The 21,401-nt window shown below is 38.6% G+C and carries 22 protein-coding genes; 3 read left to right on the top strand and 19 right to left on the bottom strand.

The annotated features are described in order from the left end of the window. Nucleotides 1-106: 106 nt before the first annotated feature. The 3 genes from ytxJ to EV282_RS05320 form a co-directional block, all read right to left on the bottom strand. Nucleotides 107-445, bottom strand: coding sequence for a bacillithiol system redox-active protein YtxJ (gene ytxJ, locus EV282_RS05330; RefSeq protein ID WP_130294406.1), 339 nt, complete (start codon nt 443-445; stop codon nt 107-109). A gap of 83 nt (nt 446-528) precedes the next feature. After that, nucleotides 529-951: a YtxH domain-containing protein gene (locus EV282_RS05325; protein WP_130294404.1), complete on the bottom strand. Its 423-nt coding sequence runs from the start codon at nt 949-951 to the stop codon at nt 529-531. Continuing rightward, the gene (locus EV282_RS05320) at nt 952-1,407 is read right to left on the bottom strand and encodes a DUF948 domain-containing protein (RefSeq protein ID WP_066291735.1); all 456 of its coding nucleotides are present in this window, start codon (nt 1,405-1,407) and stop codon (nt 952-954) included. Nucleotides 1,408-1,582: 175 nt separating this feature from the next. Between EV282_RS05320 and EV282_RS05315 the strand changes: the two genes are divergently transcribed. Beyond that, nucleotides 1,583-2,695 (top strand): aminopeptidase, encoded by a 1,113-nt coding sequence (locus tag EV282_RS05315; RefSeq protein WP_130294403.1) that lies wholly within the window; start codon nt 1,583-1,585, stop codon nt 2,693-2,695. A gap of 319 nt (nt 2,696-3,014) precedes the next feature. Here EV282_RS05315 and murC read toward each other — a convergent pair whose 3' ends face one another. The 8 genes from murC to EV282_RS05280 form a co-directional block, all read right to left on the bottom strand. Then, nucleotides 3,015-4,322, bottom strand: a complete 1,308-nt coding sequence (gene murC / locus EV282_RS05310) for a UDP-N-acetylmuramate--L-alanine ligase (RefSeq protein ID WP_130294401.1) — start codon at nt 4,320-4,322, stop codon at nt 3,015-3,017. Nucleotides 4,323-4,555: 233 nt separating this feature from the next. Next, on the bottom strand, nt 4,556-5,653 hold the full coding sequence (locus tag EV282_RS05305; protein WP_130294400.1) for a nicotinate phosphoribosyltransferase: 1,098 nt from the start codon (nt 5,651-5,653) through the stop codon (nt 4,556-4,558). An 11-nt stretch (nt 5,654-5,664) separates the two neighbouring features. Further along, nucleotides 5,665-5,964 (bottom strand): hypothetical protein, encoded by a 300-nt coding sequence (locus tag EV282_RS20160; RefSeq protein WP_165389368.1) that lies wholly within the window; start codon nt 5,962-5,964, stop codon nt 5,665-5,667. A 145-nt stretch (nt 5,965-6,109) separates the two neighbouring features. Then, nucleotides 6,110-8,725, bottom strand: coding sequence for a DNA translocase FtsK (locus EV282_RS05300; protein WP_130294398.1), 2,616 nt, complete (start codon nt 8,723-8,725; stop codon nt 6,110-6,112). Nucleotides 8,726-8,880: 155 nt separating this feature from the next. Then, on the bottom strand, nt 8,881-9,693 hold the full coding sequence (locus tag EV282_RS05295) for a DUF1444 family protein (RefSeq protein WP_319005295.1): 813 nt from the start codon (nt 9,691-9,693) through the stop codon (nt 8,881-8,883). Nucleotides 9,694-9,759: 66 nt separating this feature from the next. Continuing rightward, nucleotides 9,760-10,185 carry a preQ(1) synthase gene (gene queF / locus EV282_RS05290; RefSeq protein ID WP_130294394.1) on the bottom strand — a complete coding sequence of 142 codons (426 nt, stop codon included), beginning with the start codon at nt 10,183-10,185 and terminating at the stop codon, nt 9,760-9,762. 66 nt (nt 10,186-10,251) lie between these two features. Beyond that, nucleotides 10,252-10,575: a thioredoxin family protein gene (locus EV282_RS05285; protein WP_130294392.1), complete on the bottom strand. Its 324-nt coding sequence runs from the start codon at nt 10,573-10,575 to the stop codon at nt 10,252-10,254. Between the two features lie 13 nt (nt 10,576-10,588). Beyond that, nucleotides 10,589-11,596, bottom strand: coding sequence for a PTS transporter subunit IIC (locus EV282_RS05280; RefSeq protein ID WP_130294390.1), 1,008 nt, complete (start codon nt 11,594-11,596; stop codon nt 10,589-10,591). Between the two features lie 169 nt (nt 11,597-11,765). Here EV282_RS05280 and EV282_RS05275 point away from each other — a divergent pair, with 169 nt between their 5' ends. Beyond that, the gene (locus EV282_RS05275) at nt 11,766-13,940 is read left to right on the top strand and encodes a methyl-accepting chemotaxis protein (RefSeq protein ID WP_130294388.1); all 2,175 of its coding nucleotides are present in this window, start codon (nt 11,766-11,768) and stop codon (nt 13,938-13,940) included. Between the two features lie 291 nt (nt 13,941-14,231). Here EV282_RS05275 and mltG read toward each other — a convergent pair whose 3' ends face one another. From mltG to queD, 6 genes are all read right to left on the bottom strand, one after another. Beyond that, nucleotides 14,232-15,257, bottom strand: coding sequence for an endolytic transglycosylase MltG (mltG, locus tag EV282_RS05270; protein ID WP_165389367.1), 1,026 nt, complete (start codon nt 15,255-15,257; stop codon nt 14,232-14,234). Between the two features lie 479 nt (nt 15,258-15,736). Next, nucleotides 15,737-16,249, bottom strand: a complete 513-nt coding sequence (locus EV282_RS05265) for a DUF84 family protein (protein WP_130294384.1) — start codon at nt 16,247-16,249, stop codon at nt 15,737-15,739. A gap of 14 nt (nt 16,250-16,263) precedes the next feature. Further along, nucleotides 16,264-17,337: a M42 family metallopeptidase gene (locus tag EV282_RS05260; RefSeq protein ID WP_130294382.1), complete on the bottom strand. Its 1,074-nt coding sequence runs from the start codon at nt 17,335-17,337 to the stop codon at nt 16,264-16,266. Between the two features lie 87 nt (nt 17,338-17,424). Continuing rightward, nucleotides 17,425-18,096, bottom strand: coding sequence for a 7-cyano-7-deazaguanine synthase QueC (queC, locus tag EV282_RS05255; protein WP_130294380.1), 672 nt, complete (start codon nt 18,094-18,096; stop codon nt 17,425-17,427). Between the two features lie 4 nt (nt 18,097-18,100). Beyond that, entirely contained in the window at nt 18,101-18,829 is a 729-nt protein-coding gene (locus tag EV282_RS05250; protein ID WP_130294378.1) for a 7-carboxy-7-deazaguanine synthase QueE, read from the bottom strand. Beyond that, the gene (gene queD / locus EV282_RS05245; RefSeq protein WP_130294376.1) at nt 18,826-19,299 is read right to left on the bottom strand and encodes a 6-carboxytetrahydropterin synthase QueD; all 474 of its coding nucleotides are present in this window, start codon (nt 19,297-19,299) and stop codon (nt 18,826-18,828) included. Before queD ends, EV282_RS05250 begins: the two co-directional genes overlap by 4 nt. A gap of 232 nt (nt 19,300-19,531) precedes the next feature. Here queD and EV282_RS05240 point away from each other — a divergent pair, with 232 nt between their 5' ends. Beyond that, the gene (locus tag EV282_RS05240) at nt 19,532-19,840 is read left to right on the top strand and encodes a PepSY domain-containing protein (RefSeq protein WP_130294374.1); all 309 of its coding nucleotides are present in this window, start codon (nt 19,532-19,534) and stop codon (nt 19,838-19,840) included. 46 nt (nt 19,841-19,886) lie between these two features. Here the strand turns inward: EV282_RS05240 and EV282_RS05235 are convergent, their stop codons facing one another. Both EV282_RS05235 and EV282_RS05230 read right to left on the bottom strand, forming a co-directional pair. Further along, complete coding sequence (locus tag EV282_RS05235) at nt 19,887-20,423, bottom strand: hypothetical protein (RefSeq protein WP_130294372.1); 537 nt, start codon at nt 20,421-20,423, stop codon at nt 19,887-19,889. Nucleotides 20,424-20,552: 129 nt separating this feature from the next. Then, on the bottom strand, nt 20,553-21,392 hold the full coding sequence (locus tag EV282_RS05230; RefSeq protein WP_130294370.1) for a YtnP family quorum-quenching lactonase: 840 nt from the start codon (nt 21,390-21,392) through the stop codon (nt 20,553-20,555). Between the last annotated feature and the right edge of the window lie 9 nt (nt 21,393-21,401).

Genomic DNA, 21,401 nt, shown 5'->3' with positions numbered 1-21,401 from the left:
CCGCACGCCCCGCGGAAAGCGAGCATCCTGGAGTGGAAATCAACCACTTTCAAGGGCAATAAAGTTTGCTAAAACAATCTTAAAGAAAAAGCGCAGCAGTGATCTGCTACGCTTTTGTTTTTTCATTTGCCTGAGTCAGTTTTTTATTTGTGATGTTCCAATGAGAATCATGCCAAACGACTGTGTCATTTGCAAGGATCAAAACTTGTGGTGATTCATGCTTCACTCCTGTTTGTTCTGCAATTAGATTAGAGAGCGGTCTGGAGTCCTGAACATTTAAGTAATATAGCGTTTCTTCTTCATTATCAGATGCGAATTTTTGATATTCTTTAAACGCTTCATGACTAACAGGGCATGTTGTGCTGTTTTTCATAATAATGATCCGTTTTTTTTGTTCTTTAACTAAATTCCAATCCTGTTCATTCTGCAGTTGAATAAGTGACATAAATAATCTACCTCCATAATAAAAAGACAAGAAAAAAGAATCAGATTCTTTTTTCTTATCTTTTCATATTTGTTAATTACTTATCAATATTTTTGCTCTACTAATTCTTGCTCATTTGCTGGGTCATAATCTAATTGCTTCTCTTCTTGAATATCGTCTGTAATTTCACCATACAATTCAGACGCATTCTCTTCTTCTTTTGCACGCCATTTATCAATGTCTTTGCGCAGGTTAGAAGTTAAATCTTTAACCTTTGTAGCTACTTGATTCGATTGCTCGGAAACAGTACGTACAATATTTGAGGATTTCTCACGAGCTAAATGAGAAAACTCGTTACTTTTATCCTTTAAATACACAGCTTGTTCATTTAAATCACTTCGCAACTCTTTTCCTGCTTTAGGAGCTAGTAATAATGCTGCCGCAGCCCCTAACATTCCGCCAACGAGAGCACCGATCATAAAATCTTTGCTGTCAATGTTTTGATTGTTGTTATTGTTGTTGCTCATTTACACTCCTCCTCTTGAATATTGGTTTGTTGCTGAATCAACATTGGATTTTTTGAGCTTATATTTCTCCCATAAATTCAATGCTGCATTTCCCCATTGAACCGCTTGCGATATTTGCTTTGACTGCCGCTCTGTTTCTACCGTGATTTGGTCGGTAACTTTACGGACAGATTGGTTCACCTTTTGAACAGATTGACCAAAATCCTGTACTGCAGAAAAAACGTGGTTTAACGAATCAGATTTCTTTTGAACATCCTCGGCTAACTGGTTTGTTTTATGTAACAAATCGGTTGTCTCGCGCGTCACGCCGTCCAGTTGTTTTTCCAGACTTCCAAGCGTTACCGCGACATTATCGAGGGTTATTTGCAAGGACTTTAGAGCTCTTGACAAAAAATAAACGAGTACAACAAATGCTACTGCAATAATAGCTACACTGATTGAAATAATAGTTTCCATTATACGAGACACCTCCTGAAAGTATATTATTAGCTTTTCCCGAGTTTAAATCAAAGGAAACGTGTTTTATTAAGTATTCTTGGCTTAAAGCTAAATTCCTTTAATAGAACATTACAAATTGTTTAAATTAAGTTAAAATAAAGAAGATATTAAAAATATAGGGGGATTATTCTACATGAGAGATCCGCGAATTCAGCAACTCGCAAAAAACTTAATTACATACTCGGTAAACTTACAAAAAGGTGAAAAGGTTCTTATCGAAAACTTCGGACTACAAAAAGAACTAGTAAATGCATTAGTACAAGAAGCTTATACCGCTGGTGGATATCCTTTTGTATTGCTAAAGGATCATTCAGTAATGCGTGCACAGTATACGCAAGCATCAGAAGAACAAATGGAGATGATCGCAAAGCATGAAGGTGAACTGATGAGTCAGATGGATGCTTATATTGGGCTCCGTTCAGGCGATAACATCAACGAAATGTCAGATGTTCCTTCTGAAAAGATGGCACTTTATGAAAAAACGATTTTTGCTATGCACCGCAAGATCCGTATTAAAAAAACAAAATGGTGTGTTCTTCGTTATCCAAATGCTTCTATGGCTCAATCAGCCAGCATGAGTACTGAAGCATTCGAAGACTTCTATTTTGAAGTCTGCAACCTTGACTATGGCAAGATGGATGAAGCAATGACTGCCCTTAAAGATCTAATGGATAAAACAGATAAAGTTCGTATTACAGGACCTGGAACAGACCTGTCGTTCTCTATTAAAGATATTCCGTCTATCAAGTGTTCGGGCCAGAATAACATTCCTGACGGAGAGGTATTTACAGCTCCTGTTAAGGATTCAGTAAACGGAACGATTTCTTATAATACTCCATCACCTTACAATGGATTCACATTTGAAAATGTACAATTAACTTTTGAAAATGGGAAAATTGTAAAGGCTACTGCAAACGATTCAGAGCGTATCAACAAAATTTTTGATACTGATGAAGGTTCGCGTTATGTGGGTGAGTTTGCGATTGGAGTAAATCCATTTATTAAGCATCCGATGAAGGATATCTTATTTGATGAGAAGATCGACGGAAGCTTCCACTTCACACCAGGTCAAGCGTATGAAGAAGCTTATAACGGAAATGAATCTAACATTCACTGGGATATGGTAATGATTCAGCGCCCTGATTACGGCGGTGGAGAAATTTATTTTGATGATGTTTTAATCCGTAAAGATGGTGTATTTGTATTGCCGGAACTTGAGCAGTTGAATCCAGAAAACTTAAAGTAATATAAGTAAGACCGCCTAATAGTCAATTTAGGCGGTTTTTTCTTATAAATAGCTGCGTTTTAAAGTTTTACGGTACGTGTTCTTATATTTTATTACACGTTAACGCAGGAACATGTACTTTTCACGCAGAAATACTCTAGTTTCACGCATACTATCGCAGGTTTCACGCAGAACACTCCACGTTTCAAACAAATGCTTTTAGTTCCACGCAACCCCTTAAATTTCAGCTTTAAACAGTGTTTCAATTACTCAATATCTGCTAAAAATGAATCAAAAGAAGCTGACACCATAAATTTTATGGGTCAGCTTCTTTTTGCTCTTATGGAGTTGCTGTAAGTGCTTCTTCGTATGCTCTTTGGAACTTCTGGATGTCGCCAGCTCCCATAAATAGAAGAACACCATTATCGAATTTCTTAAGAACATCGATGTTATCTTCTGATATGAGCTGCGCGTTCGGAATCTTTTCTTTTAGATTATCGATTGATAGATTACCTGCATTTTCCCTTGCTGAACCAAATATATCACAAAGGTATACATGGTCAGCTTCACTTAGGCTCTCTGCAAATTCATCCAGAAAAGTTTTAGTGCGGGTAAACGTGTGCGGCTGGAAAATAGCAACCACTTCACGATTTTTATACTTATATTTTGTAGCTTCGATCGTAACTTTAATTTCAGTCGGATGATGTGCATAGTCGTCAATCAAGATTTGATCGCCAACTGTCTTTTCTGAAAATCTGCGCTTCACACCTGTAAAGCTCTTCAATTGCTCTTTAATAATATCCATTGGCAGTGTTTCGTAATGACAGATCGCGATAACCGCTAGTGCATTCAACACATTATGAGTTCCGTATCCAGGAATCTGGAACGTACCATAAAACGTATTGCGCACAAACACATCAAAAGTCGTTCCCTCATCACCGCGTTGAATATTTTTAGCCTGAAAATCGTTATGATCTTCAAATCCGTAAAATACAACCGGTACTTGAGCATGAATCTGCTGAAGATTGGCATCATCACCACATGCGATAATCGCCTTTTTCACTTGCATCGCCATCTGCTGGAATGCGCTGATTACATCATTTAAATCAGAAAAGTAATCAGGATGATCAAAGTCGATGTTTGTAATGATAGCATAGTCGGGTTCATACGAAAGGAAATGTCTTCGGTATTCACATGCTTCAAACACGAAGTATTCGCTGCCCATGCTACCTTTTCCAGTTCCATCACCGATAAGGAAAGAAGTCGGCTTTGCGGCACCAACTACATGCGCAAGCAGTCCTGTCGTTGAAGTCTTTCCGTGTGAACCTGTAACGGCAATAGAAGTGAAGTTAGATAGAAATTCCCCAAGAAAATGATGATACCTGTGAATCGGTATATTCTTTTCATTTGCTGCTTGGATTTCTTCATGTTGTTCACCAAATGCATTACCTGCAATAATGGTCTGACCTTCTTGAATGTTACTTTTGTCAAACGGTAAAACAGGAATGTTTCTCTCTTCCAGCGCTGACTGTGTAAAAATGTATTGAGTAATATCAGATCCTTGTACATCATGACCCATGTCATGAAGGATTTGTGCCAACGGGCTCATCCCTGTCCCTTTAATTCCAATAAAATGGTATTGTGTCATGTAAAGCCCTCCACAAAAAGAACACCTTCTAAAAGGCCTATTTGTATTATTATATGCCTGATTACTTGAATGGTTATATCTTACAAATTACAGGCTGATTCAAATACTTGAACCATTATAGCAAAAATAGAGTTTCATCACCATGATAGACAGATGATAAGATTCTAATAGTCCGATATTAAAAGAATACCTTCCTAATAACTTCACCAAAAGAATGAATATTTAATCCAAACCTATTCTACACGTTCAAGTCTTGGATTATGTCGATAGATTCTTCCTGCTTTTGCTTGATGGTTATCGTGCATCAGGACATTGTCGCCTGTAAATCCGATATTGATCTTTAATAGATTACTGCCTACCCCATATATATCTACAGGAACTTTTTGCTCTTCAAATTGTTCGATTCTTTCTTTTTTGAATCCTCCGCTTACAACGATTTTCACATGATGAAAGCCTTCTTCATCCAGAGCATTGCGAAGTGCAAATATCAACTCAGGGTTAACGCCTCTTGGGTCAAAAGAACCGAGCACATCTGGGTTTCTGAAAAAGTATTGATCGACCATCGTACGTGAAGTATCAACCCTTACCCCTTTTAGCGTGTCCCCAAACTCTCTTGCAACTTTTAGAGCATCTGTAATAACATCGTTGTTGTAATCGACAAGAGAGATAAGATCATCTTCAGGATATTTCGCATGATATGCTTTCGTAGCCTCAACAATATCGCCATTAAAAATCTGTATAAGAGCATGTGGCATCGTACCCATACCTTTTTTGCCCCACCATTCGTTCATTGCATGAGTAGCTTGTGCGGTTGAGCCTCCGATATAGGATGCATACCCATCTCCAGCCTGCTGAGCAAAGTGATCGTCTCTGTCACCCATAAAAATCACAGGCTTTTGAATACCGGATTTACTCGCAGCTTTGACTACATTATAAACATTCGTAGCTACCGACGTTCTTCTGGCTAGGATTCCATCAATCATCCCCTCAAGGAAGCCAAAATTCTGATAGGGTCCTTTTATAGTGAGTACTGTTTCAAAAGGTGAAATTTTATCTCCATCTTTCAGCGAATAAATTTCTAGCGACTCAGGATCTTTTGCAAATGTCTTTATAAGAGCGATCGCCTCATCCGAACCGCATAAAACTGCATCACTTTTTTGGAAAAACTGCATGGTAACCACATTATCAGGTTTAAAAGATTCTACTATTTCACATGTTTTAAGAAAATAAACAGCAGAGAACCAACCTTCTCTGATCCGTTCATCAAATTTAAATGTTTTATTCGTCAGCCGCTTGATTTTTCCCTGCAGCTTTAATTCTATTTCTTTCATCTATTTACTCCTCATGACTTTTTCATGGTTAATAACAGAAGGGAACTATTCCCCACATTATAATAGCCGACAAGTCCCAATAACTCAAGGAAATCATTTATGATGAGCTTTTCAGTGGATGAGCCCTTCATCAGAAAATAGAAAAACTGGCGGACAATCCGCCAGTTTATTCTTTCTTTAATACTCTTTATAAAAGATTGTTGCTTATGTTTTTTTTCTTTCACTTCATTGACAGGTTGATTGGAGTGCAAGGTGCGAGACTCCTCGAAAATGAAAATCACATTTTCTTCGTGCGATGTATCGCTGCTCAAGCGTTCCTTGTCCTGCGGGACGAGTGTTGCAGGTGAGACTCCTAATGGCGCGTAGCGGCAGGAGGCTCACCGCACGCCCCGCGGAAAGCGAGCAACCTGGAGCGGATATTAACCACTTTCAAAAGCATTAGAACATCAGCTAACTTTAATCTACTTGACTGTATAAACGATTCTCTAATTCTTCTTGTGTAAGAAGAACATGTCTCGGCTTGCTTCCCATCGCCTCAGAAACTAACCCGAAGCTTTCCATCATATCAACAAGTCTAGCTGCTCGGTTATAGCCGATTCTAAACCTGCGCTGCAGACTGGAAGAAGATGCTGCCCCTACTTCGATCACATAGTAGCAAGCTTCTTCAAAAAGCTCATCTTCAACCTCCGTTGTTTGCTGATGCTGAATGAGTTCCTCGCGTGTAAATAGATAATCTGTTTTATATTCTTCTTTCACATATCGCGTAACTTCTTCAATCTCTTCATCTGATACGAAGGTACCTTGAATACGGACTGCTTTATTCGATCCGTTTTCCATGAATAGCATATCACCGCGGCCCAATAAACGTTCTGCACCGCTCATATCTAAAATCGTTCGTGAATCGATTGCAGATGAAACTGCAAATGCTGTTCGTGTTGGTACATTCGCTTTTATCAGACCAGTAATTACATCTACTGACGGACGCTGAGTCGCAAGAAGCAAGTGAATGCCGCAAGCTCTCGCCTTTTGGGCAATTCGGCAGATGGCTTCTTCAACTTCCTGTGGAGATACCATCATTAGATCCGCAAGCTCATCAATTACGACTACAATATAAGGCATCTTGTTCTGATAGAGTCTCTCTTGCTCCATCTTTTCGTTATAGCGTTTGATCTCTCTGACACCCTTTTTTGCAAACTCTTCGTAGCGTCGTTCCATTTCTTCAACAGCCCATTTTAACGCGGCAGTTGCTTCTTTTGCATCGGTTATTACCGGTGTAACAAGATGAGGTATATGATTATAAGGCGCAAGTTCAACCATTTTAGGATCAACAAGCAGCAGCCTTACTTCATCTGGTTTTGCTTTGTATAGCAAGCTTACTAAAATGGAGTTAATACAAACACTCTTCCCTGATCCTGTCGCACCAGCAATTAAACCATGCGGCATCTTTTGGAGATCAGTTACAACAGGCGCTCCTGAAATATCAAGACCTAAGGCAACTGTTAAAGATGAAGCTGAGTCTCTAAAAACCTCATGCTCAATAATTTCTCGCAAGAATACCGCTCTGCTATGCTGGTTCGGCACTTCAATACCTATTGCGTTCTTACCAGGTATTGGCGCTTCAATACGAATATCTCTTGCGGCAAGGCTTAACTTAATGTCATCCGTTAAATTTGTGATCTTATTAACCTTGACTCCAGGTGCTGGTTGAACTTCAAATCTAGTTACTGCGGGACCTTTCGTCATGTGAACAACTTTTGCATTCACATTAAAATTATCCAATGTTGACTGAAGAGTATGTTTTTGTTCGTTCAGCCAAATATCGTCGTCTTCTAGGGATACAGCCGACTTGTTTAAGAAAGACAATGGAACATATAACTGCTTGTTCTCATTTACCGTCTTTTCTGGTCTTGATTGAAAAGCAGACGGTTGTGGTCTCACTGTTGTTTGTTCTTTTATAGGCTGGGACATGCTTGTCTGTCTGTCCTTTTTAAGCATCAGTACATTAAAAGGAACATACTGTCCGCCGCTTCTTGGTGTTTCACGTTTTATAACTGGAGCTGTTTCTTGTTGTACTTCTCTTTCTTGTTCAATTTTTTCTTGGTGCACTGGTTCAGTTGAAGATACATCATTTAAGTTGTGTCTTTTATCTTCCTGCTGAATTGGCTCTTCGAAGATCTCTGGCTTTTCTTCCTGATGGAAAACTTCTGCTTCCTCAGTTAGCAGTTCTTGTTCTTGTTCTAAGTCTTGCTCTGGTTCTAATTCAAATAGAGGTTCTGCTGCAAAAGTTTCTTGAACAATGAGTTCTTGATCCACAAAATCTTCATCAGGAGCTACAGGTTCCAATACAACATTTTCTCCTCTTTCTTCTGAAACCGAAACAATTTCTTCAGTTGCTGCAGGAAGTGCTTCGTCTACTGACTTCAAAAGTTCTTCCGCAATCGAGTTTTTTGGAGGAATGTCTCTTCCGATAAATAAAATCCCCTCAGGTTTCCGCTTTCCATAGCCATAAACAGGTGATGGAACATCAGTAGGAGTAAACCGTGATTTATTCTCTGAAAACGAATCTTTAGCATCGTATGCTGGCTTCTGTGAGCTATTATTCTTTTTCTCAAAACCATAAACCGGCGATGGAACGTGTGAAGCCTTAAATGCAGGACGTTTAGGTTCTGGTTTCTTTTGATTCGGAGCCGTAGAAGATGACCTTCTGCTTTCACTTCTGGCTGATCTTTCTTCTCTGCGGACTACCTGCTCTTTCTCAAAATTATTTTCTCTTGGCTGATATGTATTTCGCTGGATCGGAGCTTTTTTACTCGTTTTTTCATCTGGTATGACCGGGAAACGGAAAGGAGCATTCTCTGGATACTTATGCAGCATTTTAGCTGAATGCTGATTGTTAGGTTGAACAGGCTTTCTCCCATTTTTAAAAGCTGGTGTTCTGGCCGGCTTAGGAGATGGCGTGCCTTTCTCATCCGCAGGCTGCTTTTTTACAGACTGCTCTTCTTTTTCATATAAGGATTCATCCTCATTATCATCATCAAAAAAAGTATTCATTAATTTTTTTATCCAACTCATTTTCTCACCTATTTCTGTTGGTTGTTTCTTTATTGTAGCGAAAATAGAAGAGAAACAATAGTATAAATATTTATTTGAGCACATGCGACTCAAAAAGAAGAATAAAAACCACTAGAATGTTCTAGCGGCTTTTATTTAGCAACTGCATTTACTGATTACTCGTTCGTTTCATCTTCTACGGGCTTATTTTTCGCTAAAATAAAGACGGGTTCAAGTTCTTTATTCTCATAAATAAATGGTAAAGCAGTTACAGGTACGCGGCCGTTCATGAAAAATTGCATAGCCATTTGGGCTAAAATGTCATATCCTTGCTTATTTTGAATATCTGCAACAATTAATACATCTTGATGAGGGACAGCTAAAGCCATCTCACCTGATATTAGCTTCTTCATCTCTTCTAAGAAACTGATATTCAGAATCCTGCTCGCATCATATCCATCATTGTGATTTAAAAAGAAAAAAGTATTTCCGGCTACCTGGTCCTGTTTATAGTCTGTTGACAGACGCTTCACGTTAAATCTTGCAGCATCAACAACCTGAGATTCCTCTATGTTTAATTCCCTTATCTTATGATTCGTCAAAAGTTTATAAGTTTTGCCTAGGTCTAAAGCATAATAAATTCTGGTTTCTGCAGTGTGTTCTTGATAGAAGAGCTTTTCTCCTTCTGGTGTTTCAGCAGGAAATGATGCTGAACGTATAACAGGGAAAATACGTGACAGAGACTCTTCGTCAGCAGATAGACGAGGGTCATTTAAACCTTCTTCAACATAATAGACGAGCTCCTCTAACAGCTGGTCTTTTTCTTTATCCCATTTGGCACTAAGGCCGCCTAAAGAAAGAGTGACGCCTTTACCTGTTTGCGTATCTTGTATTCTCAACGTTTCTTCTTCTCTCATATACGTTATTTCTCGTTCAGGATTTGAGAGTTTTTGTTCTAATGCTTTTTTTAGCTTAATTGTATTACTCAAACCGACCGCCTCCATTCAAGCGAAAAAGTATTTCAACGTGAAAAACCTCCAAAAGGAGGTTTTCATTTAGTTAATGCTATCTTCTTTATATTCTACTACTACTTCAGTTCCTAGTCCGCCGCGCGCATTCCAGTTTCCTGTAACTTTTAAATATTTAGGCTTTAAAAGTTCTACCAGATCTTCTTTAATGCGGTTCGTTGCATGTTCTTGATAGATTCCTACGTTTCGGTAAGAAGTTAAATAATATTTCAAAGACTTCATCTCAACTAAATCTTTGTTCGGAATATAGCTAATAATAATATCTGCAAAATCCGGAAGTCCTGACCAAGGACAAACAGAAGTAAATTCTGTTGTCGGAATTGTAACCATTGTTTCTTTACCTTCATATTCAAACGGAATTGTTTCTAAGATATCAACTAAAATAACGTTCTCATCTTGTATATCAAAACGAATTCCTTCGTATTTACTGTGGTTCACTTCAACTTTTGCCATTCTGAGATACTTCCCTTCAATTATAAAAATAACTATATCGCTATTATAACATACACTTTTATACTATTAGTTTTGGATATTTAATTCTTCTAAAAAGGCTGTGATCTGCTCTTTTGTTTTTCTTTCTTTATTCACATAACGGCCGATCTCTTGCCCGTCTTTAAAGGCCACAAAACTAGGAATTCCGAAGATATCCAGTTCCTGGCATAGTTCGATTAGTTCATCCCGGTCTGCATAGACGAAGTTATACTGTGAATATTCCTCTTCAATCTCAGGGAGGATTGGTTTAATAACAACACAATCCGGGCACCAATCTGCAGAGAAAACAGCTACAGTTACACCCGATTTTATGATTTCGTGAAATTGTTCGATTGACTTTATGTTCTCCATAATAAGCAGCTCCTTATTGATTCAGTTTCATATCACCGAATTTGATCCGGCCTGTCTTTCTTAGCCACTCTGATAATAGCAGACTAATGATTATTGGGCCTGCAAAATGCAAAATAAATATAGCAAGAAATGTTTCAAAGGTAAAGCCCATAGTCCTGAGTGTCATGATCTGACCGACCAGTCCGCTCGTCCCCATCCCAGCACCAGCTGGAATATTCTCCATTTTAAAATACAGTGTTCCGATCGGAGCCATGATTATTCCTGCAACTGTTGGAGGAATGAGGATGTAAGGGTTTTTTACGACATTAGGAAACTGAAGCTTTGATGTACCGATTCCTTGTGTCAACCAACCCCCAAAGCCATTCTCTCGATAACTACTCGTTGCAAAGCCAATCATTTGTGCAGCACATCCGATTGTTGCCGCACCAGCTGCAATCCCTTCGAGTCCTAACATCATCGCGATAGCTGCAGATGATATGGGTCCAGTTAGAGCAAGGCCTAATAATAAGGCTACTAATATTCCCATTATTAATGGCCGTTGCTCAGTAGCCCACATCACAAGCTGTCCAAAAGTTTTCATAAACTGATCGATTCCCGGTCCTACAAAAGCCGCCACAGTATAACCGGTTAAAATGGTTACAGCAGGCGTGACCAAAATATCAAATTTGGTTTCACCAGATACTAGTTTTCCGATCTCAACTGCAAATAGAGCCGCGACAAAACAACCCGCGACACTTCCAAGCTCAGCACCGGCTGCTCCTGCAATTCCAGCTGAAAAGAGGACAAGTGGAGGTGCTTTTAATCCATAAGCAACTGCCGTACCAATAACCGGCCCCATCAACGTCATAGCTAATTGTCCCATCTTAACAAAAAACGGAATAGACAGCTGCTCACCTATGGTTTTAAAAATCAGTCCAACGATAAGAGAAGCCATCAAACCGAGAGCAAAATATTGAAAGCCTGTTATAAAATAAACTTTTGGTGACAAACTTATCCCTTTTTTATGTAAAAAACTCCTCATGATCTTACTCCTTTAATCCTAGTTGTAAAACATAACACTATCACATTATATCTTCTTTCCCTCAGGTGTAAAGACACATGTATACAATAGTGAATCTCTTTCATTATCTTTTATAGAAAAACTTCAAAAACTGTAAAAAAAGCCGATAAAATTGCAGGGGGGAATACATATGAACATGACAATTCGAAAAAGAGTCCAACTGATGCTTCTTATCAGTTTAGCCGGAATGATAGTATTACTTGCATTTATTGGTTTATTTTTATGGCAGAATTCTAAAATGGAGAGCGAAAGAGAAAGTGTGCAGAGTGCATTTCTTTCGAGCAGCAATATTCGAAGTTCTTTTAATGAAGTACGGAAAATGGAACAAGAATACCTGCGTTCTCCTAGTGCAGACTCTAAACAGAACGTTCTAACTTATCTAAAAGCATTGCAGACTGAAACAAGCAAGCTGGCAAAAGACACTGGTAACAAATCCATCAAAGGTATTGAAAGTGATCTCACTGCTTATCAAACCTCATTTGAATCTGCAACGGGTCTAACCAGCCAGCTGAACTCATTAAAACAGATGATGGCAGATACTTCTGATGAATTTGCGGAAACAGTAAAGACAATGAATGATCAGGCTTTACTCGTAAATCTGCTGCAAATGCAAACATATGAAAAAGATGTTCATATTAAATACGATAGTACTTCCGTAAAGAGCTTTAAAGACAGCGCATTTGCATTCGACCAAATGCTGGATACAAAAAATATACCTGCAGATCAATTATCAAGCATGAAATCAAAACTATTAAAGTACACAAACTCTGCAGATTCCATACAAACGATCACAAAGCGAATTGAAGATGACATAAAAACATTTGAAAAAATTGCTGGAGTAGTAGACCAATCTACTTCAGATGCTGAAAAATCCTTACAAAAGGAGAATACAGCTCTCTCAGAAAAACAAAAGTCGGTTAAATTCTGGCTGACAATCTGCTTAATTGCACTTAGTGTAATCATTCTTGCTATTTTAGGCGTTATCGGTGTTTGGCTACTGCGCTCCATACAATCTTCTATTTCTGTACTTAAAGAAGGTGCTACCATTATCGGTGAAGGAGATCTCTCTTACCGTGTACATACTTCAGCCAAAGACGAAATGGCAGACCTTGCCCAAACCTTTAATGCCATGGCAGAAAAGATGCAGAAATCTATGAACGAAGTAAAGCATGCTGCTGAAAAGCTTACGAGTTCTTCCCAAAATCTGGCAGCTGTATCTGAAGAAACAACTGCCCAAAGTGATGAAGTAACAGAAGCTATCTCCCAAGTAGCAACAGGTGCTCAAAGCCAGGCAGATCACCTTCATGAATGTACGGTTCTATTATCTGGAGTCACAGAATCTATTAAAGAAACAGCAACAATAAGTGATGAGATTTCACAGGATGCCCAAAAAGCTGAAAACGACGGTAAGGCAGGCTCAGATACTGTACAGCGTCTTAATACCCATTCCGAACAATTCTTGGAACTGGCTCAGAGCTTAATTTCTGAAATTCAGCATGCTTCTCAGCAGTCTAAACAAATCAATTCTATCGTGGAAACGATTCAAGAAATTGCGGGAAGCACAGACTTACTTGCATTAAATGCTGCCATTGAATCGGCAAGAGCAGGTGAAGCGGGCCGAGGATTCTCTGTAGTAGCTAGTGAAGTTAGAAAACTTGCAGAACGATCTAAAAATGAGGCCCTTAGAATCCAGCAGCTTGTAAAATCAATGACAAGTCAGATGGAGTTATTATCAAAAGAAACAGTTCGTTTTGAACAATACAGAAATGATCAGCAAATATCTGTACAACAAACAGAACAAGCTTTCACTAGTATCATTCATAATGTTTCAAAGATAAACGGCAGAATCACTCAAGTAAAAGGTGCAATCGGCCGTGTGGAATCGGCAAATGAAAACTTATCGGAAAAGTTGTTCGAGGTAAGTGCCATTTCAGAGGAATCTGTTGCGACAAGTGAACAAGTAAGTGCTTCAAGTGTCCATCAAAAAGAAGCGATTCATCAAGTGAACCTGGCTGCTACCGAATTACAGGAAATTGCTTTGACGCTTCAGCAAGAAGTCGATCAATTCCGTTTAGGTGAAACGTCGGATTCTGAAGAAGAAATCAATTTTATGGATGATTACCAAGAAGCTGCAGCAACAATAGAAGAAGAATACGAAGAAGATGATTTTTCTAATGAAGAAGCAGTTTACGAAGAAAGAGAAAACATGGAAGAAACTGATTCTGTTGAAGAAGAGATAGATAAAGAGGAACCTATTACAGAAAGTGAGATACCTACAGAGTTTAAGGATGAGGATCAAAAATAGTAGGTTTTAAACAAAGAGGTTGACTCAAAAGTAAAAACTTTTGAAGTCATACCTCTTTTTATTTGAGTTTGCATCTTTGTAGGAGAAAACAACGCGACAGAAGGTTTACGGTACGTGTTCTTATATTTATTACACGTTCGCTCAGAATTATTGAGTTTCGCTCAAAAACGCTGAGTTACGCTCAAAATGCGCTCGTTCCGCTCAAACTAGCTCTAGTTTCGCTCAAAATCCTCTTTTTCCGCTCAAAGAACCGCTTCTTTACACGTGCGGGTTGAAATTAATCACGTATATTTAATAATTCCCGCTCAAATTAGTATATTTTCGGTGTTCCTTATACGTTTTCGAAAAATAATGACTCCATGTACCGTCCTGTTTAGCAACGAAATAATAATAATCGTGTTCCTCAGGATCAGCTGCAGCTTTTAAGGAATGAAGATCAGGGCTGGCAATCGGTCCAGGCGGGAGTCCTGCATTTAAATAAGTATTGTAGGGGCTTTTTATTTTCAAGTCCTTTCTCCGCAATGTAGCTTTAGGTTTGTCCAGCAAATATTGGACTGTTGAACAGGATTGAAGCTTTTTGCTATCTTGAATTCTGTTCATAAAAACACCTGCAATTACAGGTTTCTCTTTATTCAACAATGCTTCTTTTTCAATAATCGAAGCAAGTGTTATCCACTCATATGGTGTTTGATCGGTCTTTATTGCAATAGAATGTGTTTTTTCAATAAAACGATCTGTCATTTGACGGATTACTTCTTCAGCATCAAGCTGTTTTTCAAAGAAATAAGTGTCTGGAAACAAAATGCCTTCCATCGCATACTTTGTTCCCTTCTTTAGTTTCTTTTCTTCTAATTGTAAACTCTTCAATTGATCTTCTCTTAAGCTATCCCACGTGCTGGCCTTTTTAATAAATCCATCTCTTGATGTGATACCCTTTTTACTTAACCTGTCAGCAATTTCTATGACCGTTATACCTTCAGGGATTACAATTTCTACAGCTTCGGTTTCTTGGTCTAGTGTAGAGAGATCTGCAAATAAATCTTTGTAATCCGAACCATATTTTAATGTGTGTTCACCTGCAGCAATCTTGGACTTTTTGCCTGTTAAGGTTCCATATATAGAAAAAAGAAACTTATTTCTTATAAATCCTTCTTTCTCTAACTTCTCAGCAAGCTTGGGGAAATCGGTCTGCTCTTTAAGAATAAAAGGTTTTTCTGCCCTTCCTGCGACCGGTCTTGTCTCATATCCTATCCAAACGGAGAAACAGGCAACAACGATTAAGGTGACTAGTAAAATCCTCTTCAACAATGTATTCAAAGTAATCCGCCTAACATTTTTGTTTCTAATCTGCCCAGAACACTGCAAATCATTCTATTCTCATATGTTTTTCTGCAGTCAATTCATACTAAAGTTTAAGCGAGAGCTGCAAAAAGTCAGCACATGAAAAAGACACTGTCACTTTAAAAGAGAAGTGTCAATTTCAGGCGGACATATTTTGATGTGATTATTTTTTTGTTCGGTTGAGGTGAAAAATTGTTCGGTTACACCATTTTTTTGTTCGGTCAGCTCTAATTTTTGTTCGGTTACCAGCCATTTTTGTACAGTCACTAATTTTTTTGTTTTTTTCACAAAAGAACTAGATTGTAAAATCCAAAGTGCGTGCGAAATGCCGCTAGAACGGCGCGTAAGCTCCCTAAATATCCTTCTCACAATATTTTGCTTACTAACAGACTCAGGGACAGCAAATTATACAATAACACCCAAAAGAAAAAGCGCCTCTAAACGAGACACTTCTTTTACTTATTATTCATATACACATACTGACCTAACAGGATTGTTGCAATATGAGAAAACATTTCACCTCTGGATAGATGTCCAGCTGTAAACACGCCGATTGCCCCATCCTTTTTCCTGATTTCCGGATCATTTGTCAACTCACCCATTAACTGTCCGAGTTCCTTGCCATGGCGCAATCCCTCAACTATAGAAGATGGGAGCAAGATTCTGGCTCCAGCGGCAGTAAGAATGTTACCTTGACTGTCCGCAACTGCTCCCCAATTACTTAAATACATACCATCTTCCATTTCCATTACTCCACCCTCAAACCCAAAACCGATTGCAGCACCTTGCTTTACACAATCTTTTGCACGATTGACTGCACCAGTTTTTGTTTCTTCATCAGTAAACGGCTGTGAGGAAACAAGGGAATCAGAAGAAAAGACAGCGAGCTCTGCATTCTCAAAGTAATTTAAGAAAACATCAGCCGCTTTGATTTTTGCGGGATTCGATGATCCAATTCCAATTTTCATTGTACATTCAACCCTTAACTGTTTTCTAAGATTGTTTGAAGCGTAGAAGCATCTGCAGTTTTAATTAATTTAACCAGCAGTTCTTTTGCAGCTGCATAATCGTCAATATGAATAATTGAAGCATGTGTATGAATATAACGGGAACAAATCCCAATGACTGCAGAAGGTACACCGTTTCCTGATACGTGTACACTTCCAGCATCTGTTCCGCCCTGCGAGATAAAATATTGATATGGAATATTATTTGTTTCAGCCGTATCTAAAATAAACTCTTTCATGCCTCTGTGTGTAACCATTGTTCGGTCTAGAATTCTTAACAATGCACCTTTTCCTAGCTGGCCAAACTCACTTTTATCACCCATCATGTCATTTGCAGGACTCGCATCAAGTGCAAAGAATAAATCTGGCTGAATTAAATTGGCAGCTGTCTTTGATCCTCTAAGTCCTACTTCTTCCTGCACTGTTGCACCGCTGTATAGTTCGTTCGGAAGAGTTTCGTCTTTCAGTTCTTTTAATAATTCGATCGCAAGCCCGACACCATAACGGTTATCCCAAGCTTTTGCCATAATCTTTTTAGGGTTCGTCATTGGAGTGAAAGGACAGATTGGAACGATTTGCTGACCCGGTCTGACTCCCATGTTAAAAGCATCTTTATCATCATCTGCTCCGATATCAATATACATATTCTTAATGCCCATCGGTCTATTTCGTTGATCCTCTGAAAGAAGGTGCGGAGGAGTTGATCCAATAATCCCTGTAATCACTTCTCCAGAATCTGTGTATATATTTACCCGCTGTGCCAAAAGAACTTGGCTCCACCATCCTCCCAGTTCCTGAAACTTCAGCATCCCGTTCTTCGTGATCTTTGTAACCATAAAACCGACTTCATCCATATGGCCTGCAACCATGATCTTAGGACCGCCGTTACCTTTTTTTACTCCGAAAATACTCCCTAGTCCGTCTTGAATAATTTCATCAGAAAAAGGTTCGATCTCTTGGCGGACAAACTTGCGAAGATCTCTTTCAAATCCTGGTGCGGCAGGCATCTCCGTCAATGTTTTAAACAATGCGAGTGTTTCTTTATTCATAATAAAAACAACCCCTTCTAAATAATCCTATGTACATGTTTATTGTACACTTTATCAGAAGGGGTTTTCTAGGTTTATGAATATGGTTTAGTTTTCATATACGATCGGATCAAAAGAACCTGCTTCTTTAAACCCTTTAAGACGGAGCAGACAGCTGTCACATTTACCACATGCTGATTCTTTTCCGTTGTAACAAGAGGTTGTTAATTCGTAAGGCACGTTAAGAGATAAACCTGCTTCGATCGTTTCCTTTTTGGAAAGGTTAATCAAAGGGGTTTTCACAAGGATGTTCTTTCCTGTAACACCCGCTTTCGTCGCGAGGTTAATCGTCTCTTCCATGCTCTGAATAAATTCTGGCCTGCAGTCTGGGTATCCGCTGTAATCAACAGCAGATACTCCTGTATAAACGGCTGTTGCACCTATTACTTCTGCATACGCACTCGCTAATGCCAAGAATATCATATTTCGGGCAGGAACATATGTGACCGGAATGCCGTCTTCAGCCTCAGTCGGAACATCTAAAGTCTCATCTGTTAAAGCACTTCCGCCTATATCTTTTAAGAAAGTCAGGTCAACGATTCTATGATCAGCAACGTCATAGTACTTACCAACTTCAATGGCCTGTTCTACTTCGCGATTGTGACGCTGTCCATAATGAAACGTAATAGGATAAAGATCATAGCCTTCCGCTTTCGCGATGCCCATACATGTTGTGCTATCAAGTCCTCCGCTAAGGACAATAACTGCCTTTTTACTCATGCAATTAAACCCCTCTCTCTTCTGGGTGCCAGATTACTTTATGAAGCTGCAAACTTAGCTTAGCATTCGGCAAATGGCTTTCTAATAAAAGTTCCACTAGTCTTCTTGGCGGCATACTTTCCCAAACCGGACTCACACAAATTTGCCCTTTCCGATAATGCTGCTCCACCACTTGCTTTGTAATTTCAAAATCTTCTTCTGATCCGATTACAAATTTAATCTCATCCTGATTTTGAAGTTCCTTAAAGTTATCCAGATTCATTTTCTCCATCTCTCCAGAGGCAGGAAGCTTGTAATCCATAACAAACCTCATTTTCCTTTGAAGTTCGGGGTGAGAATTACGAAGATTTTCAAAAGGTTCTAAATCAATAGCACCATTTGTTTCAATATGAATATCTTCGATGTGATCTAAATCAGCCATTGCCATAAGCAAAGCTGCAGACTTTTCTCGATGAATGAGCGGTTCTCCTCCGGTGAAACAAATACGGGAGGATCGGAAAGATTTTATAGTTGAAATTATCTCATCGATCGTTGCTTCAAATTCAGGCTTTGCAGGTGCATAACTGTAAGTTGTGTCGCACCAAGTACACCGCAGATTACAATGGAAGACTCTAACAAATACAGTGGGATAACCTGCCTGGAGTCCTTCACCTTCTACTGTTTCAAAGATTTCAACCATCGGTAGTTTCCAATTTCTCCAGATGTCTTTAGACGGCAGAACAAATGATTTCATTCTCCCACCATCCATTCTCTTTTTATAACGGCATAACTTGTTGGCGTTTCATACAGTTTTAATTCTTCGATTCTGTGCCCCTGTGCAGATAATCCTCTTTCTTTTAATTCAGCATCAATCTGTTCCCAGATCCATACAACCATATTTTCAGCCGTGGTATTCATTGGAGGAAGCACTTCGTTTAAGTATCTATGATCAAGCTTTTCATCAATTGCTTTTTTAAAAATTTCTTTAATTTCTCCAAAATCCACTGCTATACCGATCTCATTCACATAGCCACTCATCGTGATAACAAGTTTATATGTGTGGCCATGAAGGTTTTTACATTTACCCTCATAACAGTGAAGATGGTGGGCTGCATCAAACGTAAATTCTTTGCAGACAGCAACACGTTTGTTGTGATATTTTAATTGCTCACGCTGTATATCACGGTCAAGCATTTGAACATCTTTTGGAATTTTATAAGTCATTCCAGTTCATCCTTTCAATGGAGAGCACGAAAACAAAAAAATCTCTGCACATGCAGAGAGTGTGGAAAATCATTCTTCACGCTCCCTAGTTTTGTTTTAGGAGGGGTGGGAATCGCGAACCCTCCATCTGTATCATGAGTATCTTAACAAAAACAGAGAAGAAAAAGAAGGCTTTTCTTTGTTATACTAAAAAATAGAAGAAATGAAACTCTACATAAGGTGGTTAATGATTATGAATTGGAGAAACCTGATCTTTGCTGGACTTGCAGGTGCTGCAGTAGGATATGCAGTCACTAAAAAACAAACAGAGTGGCTCTCACCCGAGAAAGCCTTAAAAATGTTAAAAGAAAAAGCAACTCAAACCTATAATATTTCAGGCTCATGGATTTTAGTAAATCGGGAAAGCACTTCTGTTTTTGGTCTTCCATACACAGTTTATAAAGGCGGCTTTTCTGATTCAAGTTATGGAAATGCCCCCGTACATTATGAATTTCTGATTGATGCAAGAACAGGAACACTTCTACAATTGGAAGAAAAATAAAAAAACAAGCCCCGTATCGGTTATTCGGCCGATCGGGGCTTTGTTCTTAACGATAAAGACTATCTTGGTTGTAAAGATTGTTCTCTATCTTGAATTTTGTAGTAAGGTACTGACGCTTTTCCCAAACAGTCAGAATAAATAACGGTACAATGATTAAGACAAACAATAATGCCGTAACAACAATAACATCCATATGAGTACCTAGATCAGATTCATGCTTCTTTTTATAATCTTTAATCTTATCATTAGCTTTTGCAACTGCACCTTCGGCTAATAATTCATTCTTGTCTGCATCGTAAAAAACAACTTCTGTATGATCGAAATAAAAAATATTATCTCTTACAGTATCGTAATTTGCAATGGCAACTGTAACCTCAGAAGCCTCTAACTCAGGGTCTTCATTTGGAAAAGATTGAACGTCAGACAACGTTAGTGAACCTGATTTTAAATCTTTGTGCTTACTTTTAATTCCTTTTTCAATCGTCTTCTTCATTTCATCAGTTGCAGTGTCTGCGGATGCAAAAGATCCTATAGACAAAAACAGCGCAAAAACGGTAAACATGGCAATTAACTGCTTTTTCATTTTTTAATCCCCTTTCAATTCACCTCTAAAATTGCTTAAAGAAAATATATAATTTCATACCTTTCATATTTTAACATATCCTGTCGATTTCGACATTCACTTGAAAATGGAAATTGTATGACTTTTTTTTCACATTTTTGGAGAACGAGGTACTCTTTCCAATAAGTTCCCATCTACATCCCACTTTACTGCTCTGTAAATGCAATCATGATAAAAGAAATACCATGTATCTGGTTTGATCCATTCCTGCTTTGCAAAAATAGATGTCATGGGATAATCATCATAGGCTAAAACCCAAAGTGGATTATGATGAGCGTGAGTTGGCATGATATCACCTAAATGATAGATCTTTTCGCTGCCAACAGTCAGCTCGATGATCGAATGGCCATCACTATGACCGCCGGTATGAATCATCTTAATTCCATCTAAAGGTATTATCTCTTTTTCAAAGGTCTTAACTTGGTGGGCAATCGGCTCCCAATTTTCACTCCAGTATGTATTTTTAGAACGTACATTAGGGTTTTTAAGCTCTTTCCATTCTATTTCCGATGTGTAGATGACAGCGTTTTCGAAAACAGGTACCAATTTATCTTCTTTCCACATGGAAAGTCCGCATGCATGATCAAAATGCATATGTGTCATGAGGACGATATCAATATCACCAGGAGTCAGACCTTCTTTTTCAAGGCTCTTATGAATTAGAGACTCTTCAGAAACACCATAGTTTCTTAGTTGCTTATCCGTTAATTTACCAGCCCCAATTCCAGACTCAATTAAGATATTTTTACCTCCAAGTCCTTGAATAAGAATGGGCTCTGTTCTTAACTCAATCTGGTTTTTTTCATTAACGGGATATCTTTTTTCCCACAAAGGTTTTGGAACAACACCAAACATTGCACCGCCATCCATATGCGTTACTCCGCCATCAAGCCAAGTTAATGTGATCTCGCCAATTTTCCACTGATCCATATCAAGTCT

Source organism: Fictibacillus sp. BK138 (assembly GCF_004216955.1).
In the GTDB taxonomy this organism is placed as follows: domain Bacteria; phylum Bacillota; class Bacilli; order Bacillales; family Fictibacillaceae; genus Fictibacillus.
The sequence above is the reverse complement of the archived record's forward strand: the minus strand, read 5'-3'. Positions and strand labels throughout refer to the sequence as shown.

What these genes read in the sequence shown, in the direction of transcription:
- murC (WP_130294401.1), bottom strand. Translation starts at nt 4,322, where the DNA reads ATGACACAATACCATTTTATTGGAATTAAAGGGACAGGGATGAGCCCG.
- EV282_RS05235 (WP_130294372.1), bottom strand. Translation starts at nt 20,423, where the DNA reads ATGAAAAAGCAGTTAATTGCCATGTTTACCGTTTTTGCGCTGTTTTTG.
- queF (WP_130294394.1), bottom strand. Translation starts at nt 10,185, where the DNA reads ATGGCAAAAGTTGAAGTGAACCACAGTAAATACGAAGGAATTCGTTTT.
- EV282_RS05240 (WP_130294374.1), top strand. Translation starts at nt 19,532, where the DNA reads ATGAATTGGAGAAACCTGATCTTTGCTGGACTTGCAGGTGCTGCAGTA.
- EV282_RS05260 (WP_130294382.1), bottom strand. Translation starts at nt 17,337, where the DNA reads ATGAATAAAGAAACACTCGCATTGTTTAAAACATTGACGGAGATGCCT.
- EV282_RS05285 (WP_130294392.1), bottom strand. Translation starts at nt 10,575, where the DNA reads ATGGAGAACATAAAGTCAATCGAACAATTTCACGAAATCATAAAATCG.
- EV282_RS05325 (WP_130294404.1), bottom strand. Translation starts at nt 951, where the DNA reads ATGAGCAACAACAATAACAACAATCAAAACATTGACAGCAAAGATTTT.
- EV282_RS05305 (WP_130294400.1), bottom strand. Translation starts at nt 5,653, where the DNA reads ATGAAAGAAATAGAATTAAAGCTGCAGGGAAAAATCAAGCGGCTGACG.
- EV282_RS05250 (WP_130294378.1), bottom strand. Translation starts at nt 18,829, where the DNA reads ATGAAATCATTTGTTCTGCCGTCTAAAGACATCTGGAGAAATTGGAAA.
- EV282_RS05300 (WP_130294398.1), bottom strand. Translation starts at nt 8,725, where the DNA reads ATGAGTTGGATAAAAAAATTAATGAATACTTTTTTTGATGATGATAAT.
- queC (WP_130294380.1), bottom strand. Translation starts at nt 18,096, where the DNA reads ATGAGTAAAAAGGCAGTTATTGTCCTTAGCGGAGGACTTGATAGCACA.
- ytxJ (WP_130294406.1), bottom strand. Translation starts at nt 445, where the DNA reads ATGTCACTTATTCAACTGCAGAATGAACAGGATTGGAATTTAGTTAAA.
- EV282_RS05315 (WP_130294403.1), top strand. Translation starts at nt 1,583, where the DNA reads ATGAGAGATCCGCGAATTCAGCAACTCGCAAAAAACTTAATTACATAC.
- EV282_RS05320 (WP_066291735.1), bottom strand. Translation starts at nt 1,407, where the DNA reads ATGGAAACTATTATTTCAATCAGTGTAGCTATTATTGCAGTAGCATTT.
- EV282_RS05230 (WP_130294370.1), bottom strand. Translation starts at nt 21,392, where the DNA reads ATGGATCAGTGGAAAATTGGCGAGATCACATTAACTTGGCTTGATGGC.
- queD (WP_130294376.1), bottom strand. Translation starts at nt 19,299, where the DNA reads ATGACTTATAAAATTCCAAAAGATGTTCAAATGCTTGACCGTGATATA.
- EV282_RS05265 (WP_130294384.1), bottom strand. Translation starts at nt 16,249, where the DNA reads ATGAAAATTGGAATTGGATCATCGAATCCCGCAAAAATCAAAGCGGCT.
- EV282_RS05280 (WP_130294390.1), bottom strand. Translation starts at nt 11,596, where the DNA reads ATGAGGAGTTTTTTACATAAAAAAGGGATAAGTTTGTCACCAAAAGTT.
- EV282_RS05275 (WP_130294388.1), top strand. Translation starts at nt 11,766, where the DNA reads ATGAACATGACAATTCGAAAAAGAGTCCAACTGATGCTTCTTATCAGT.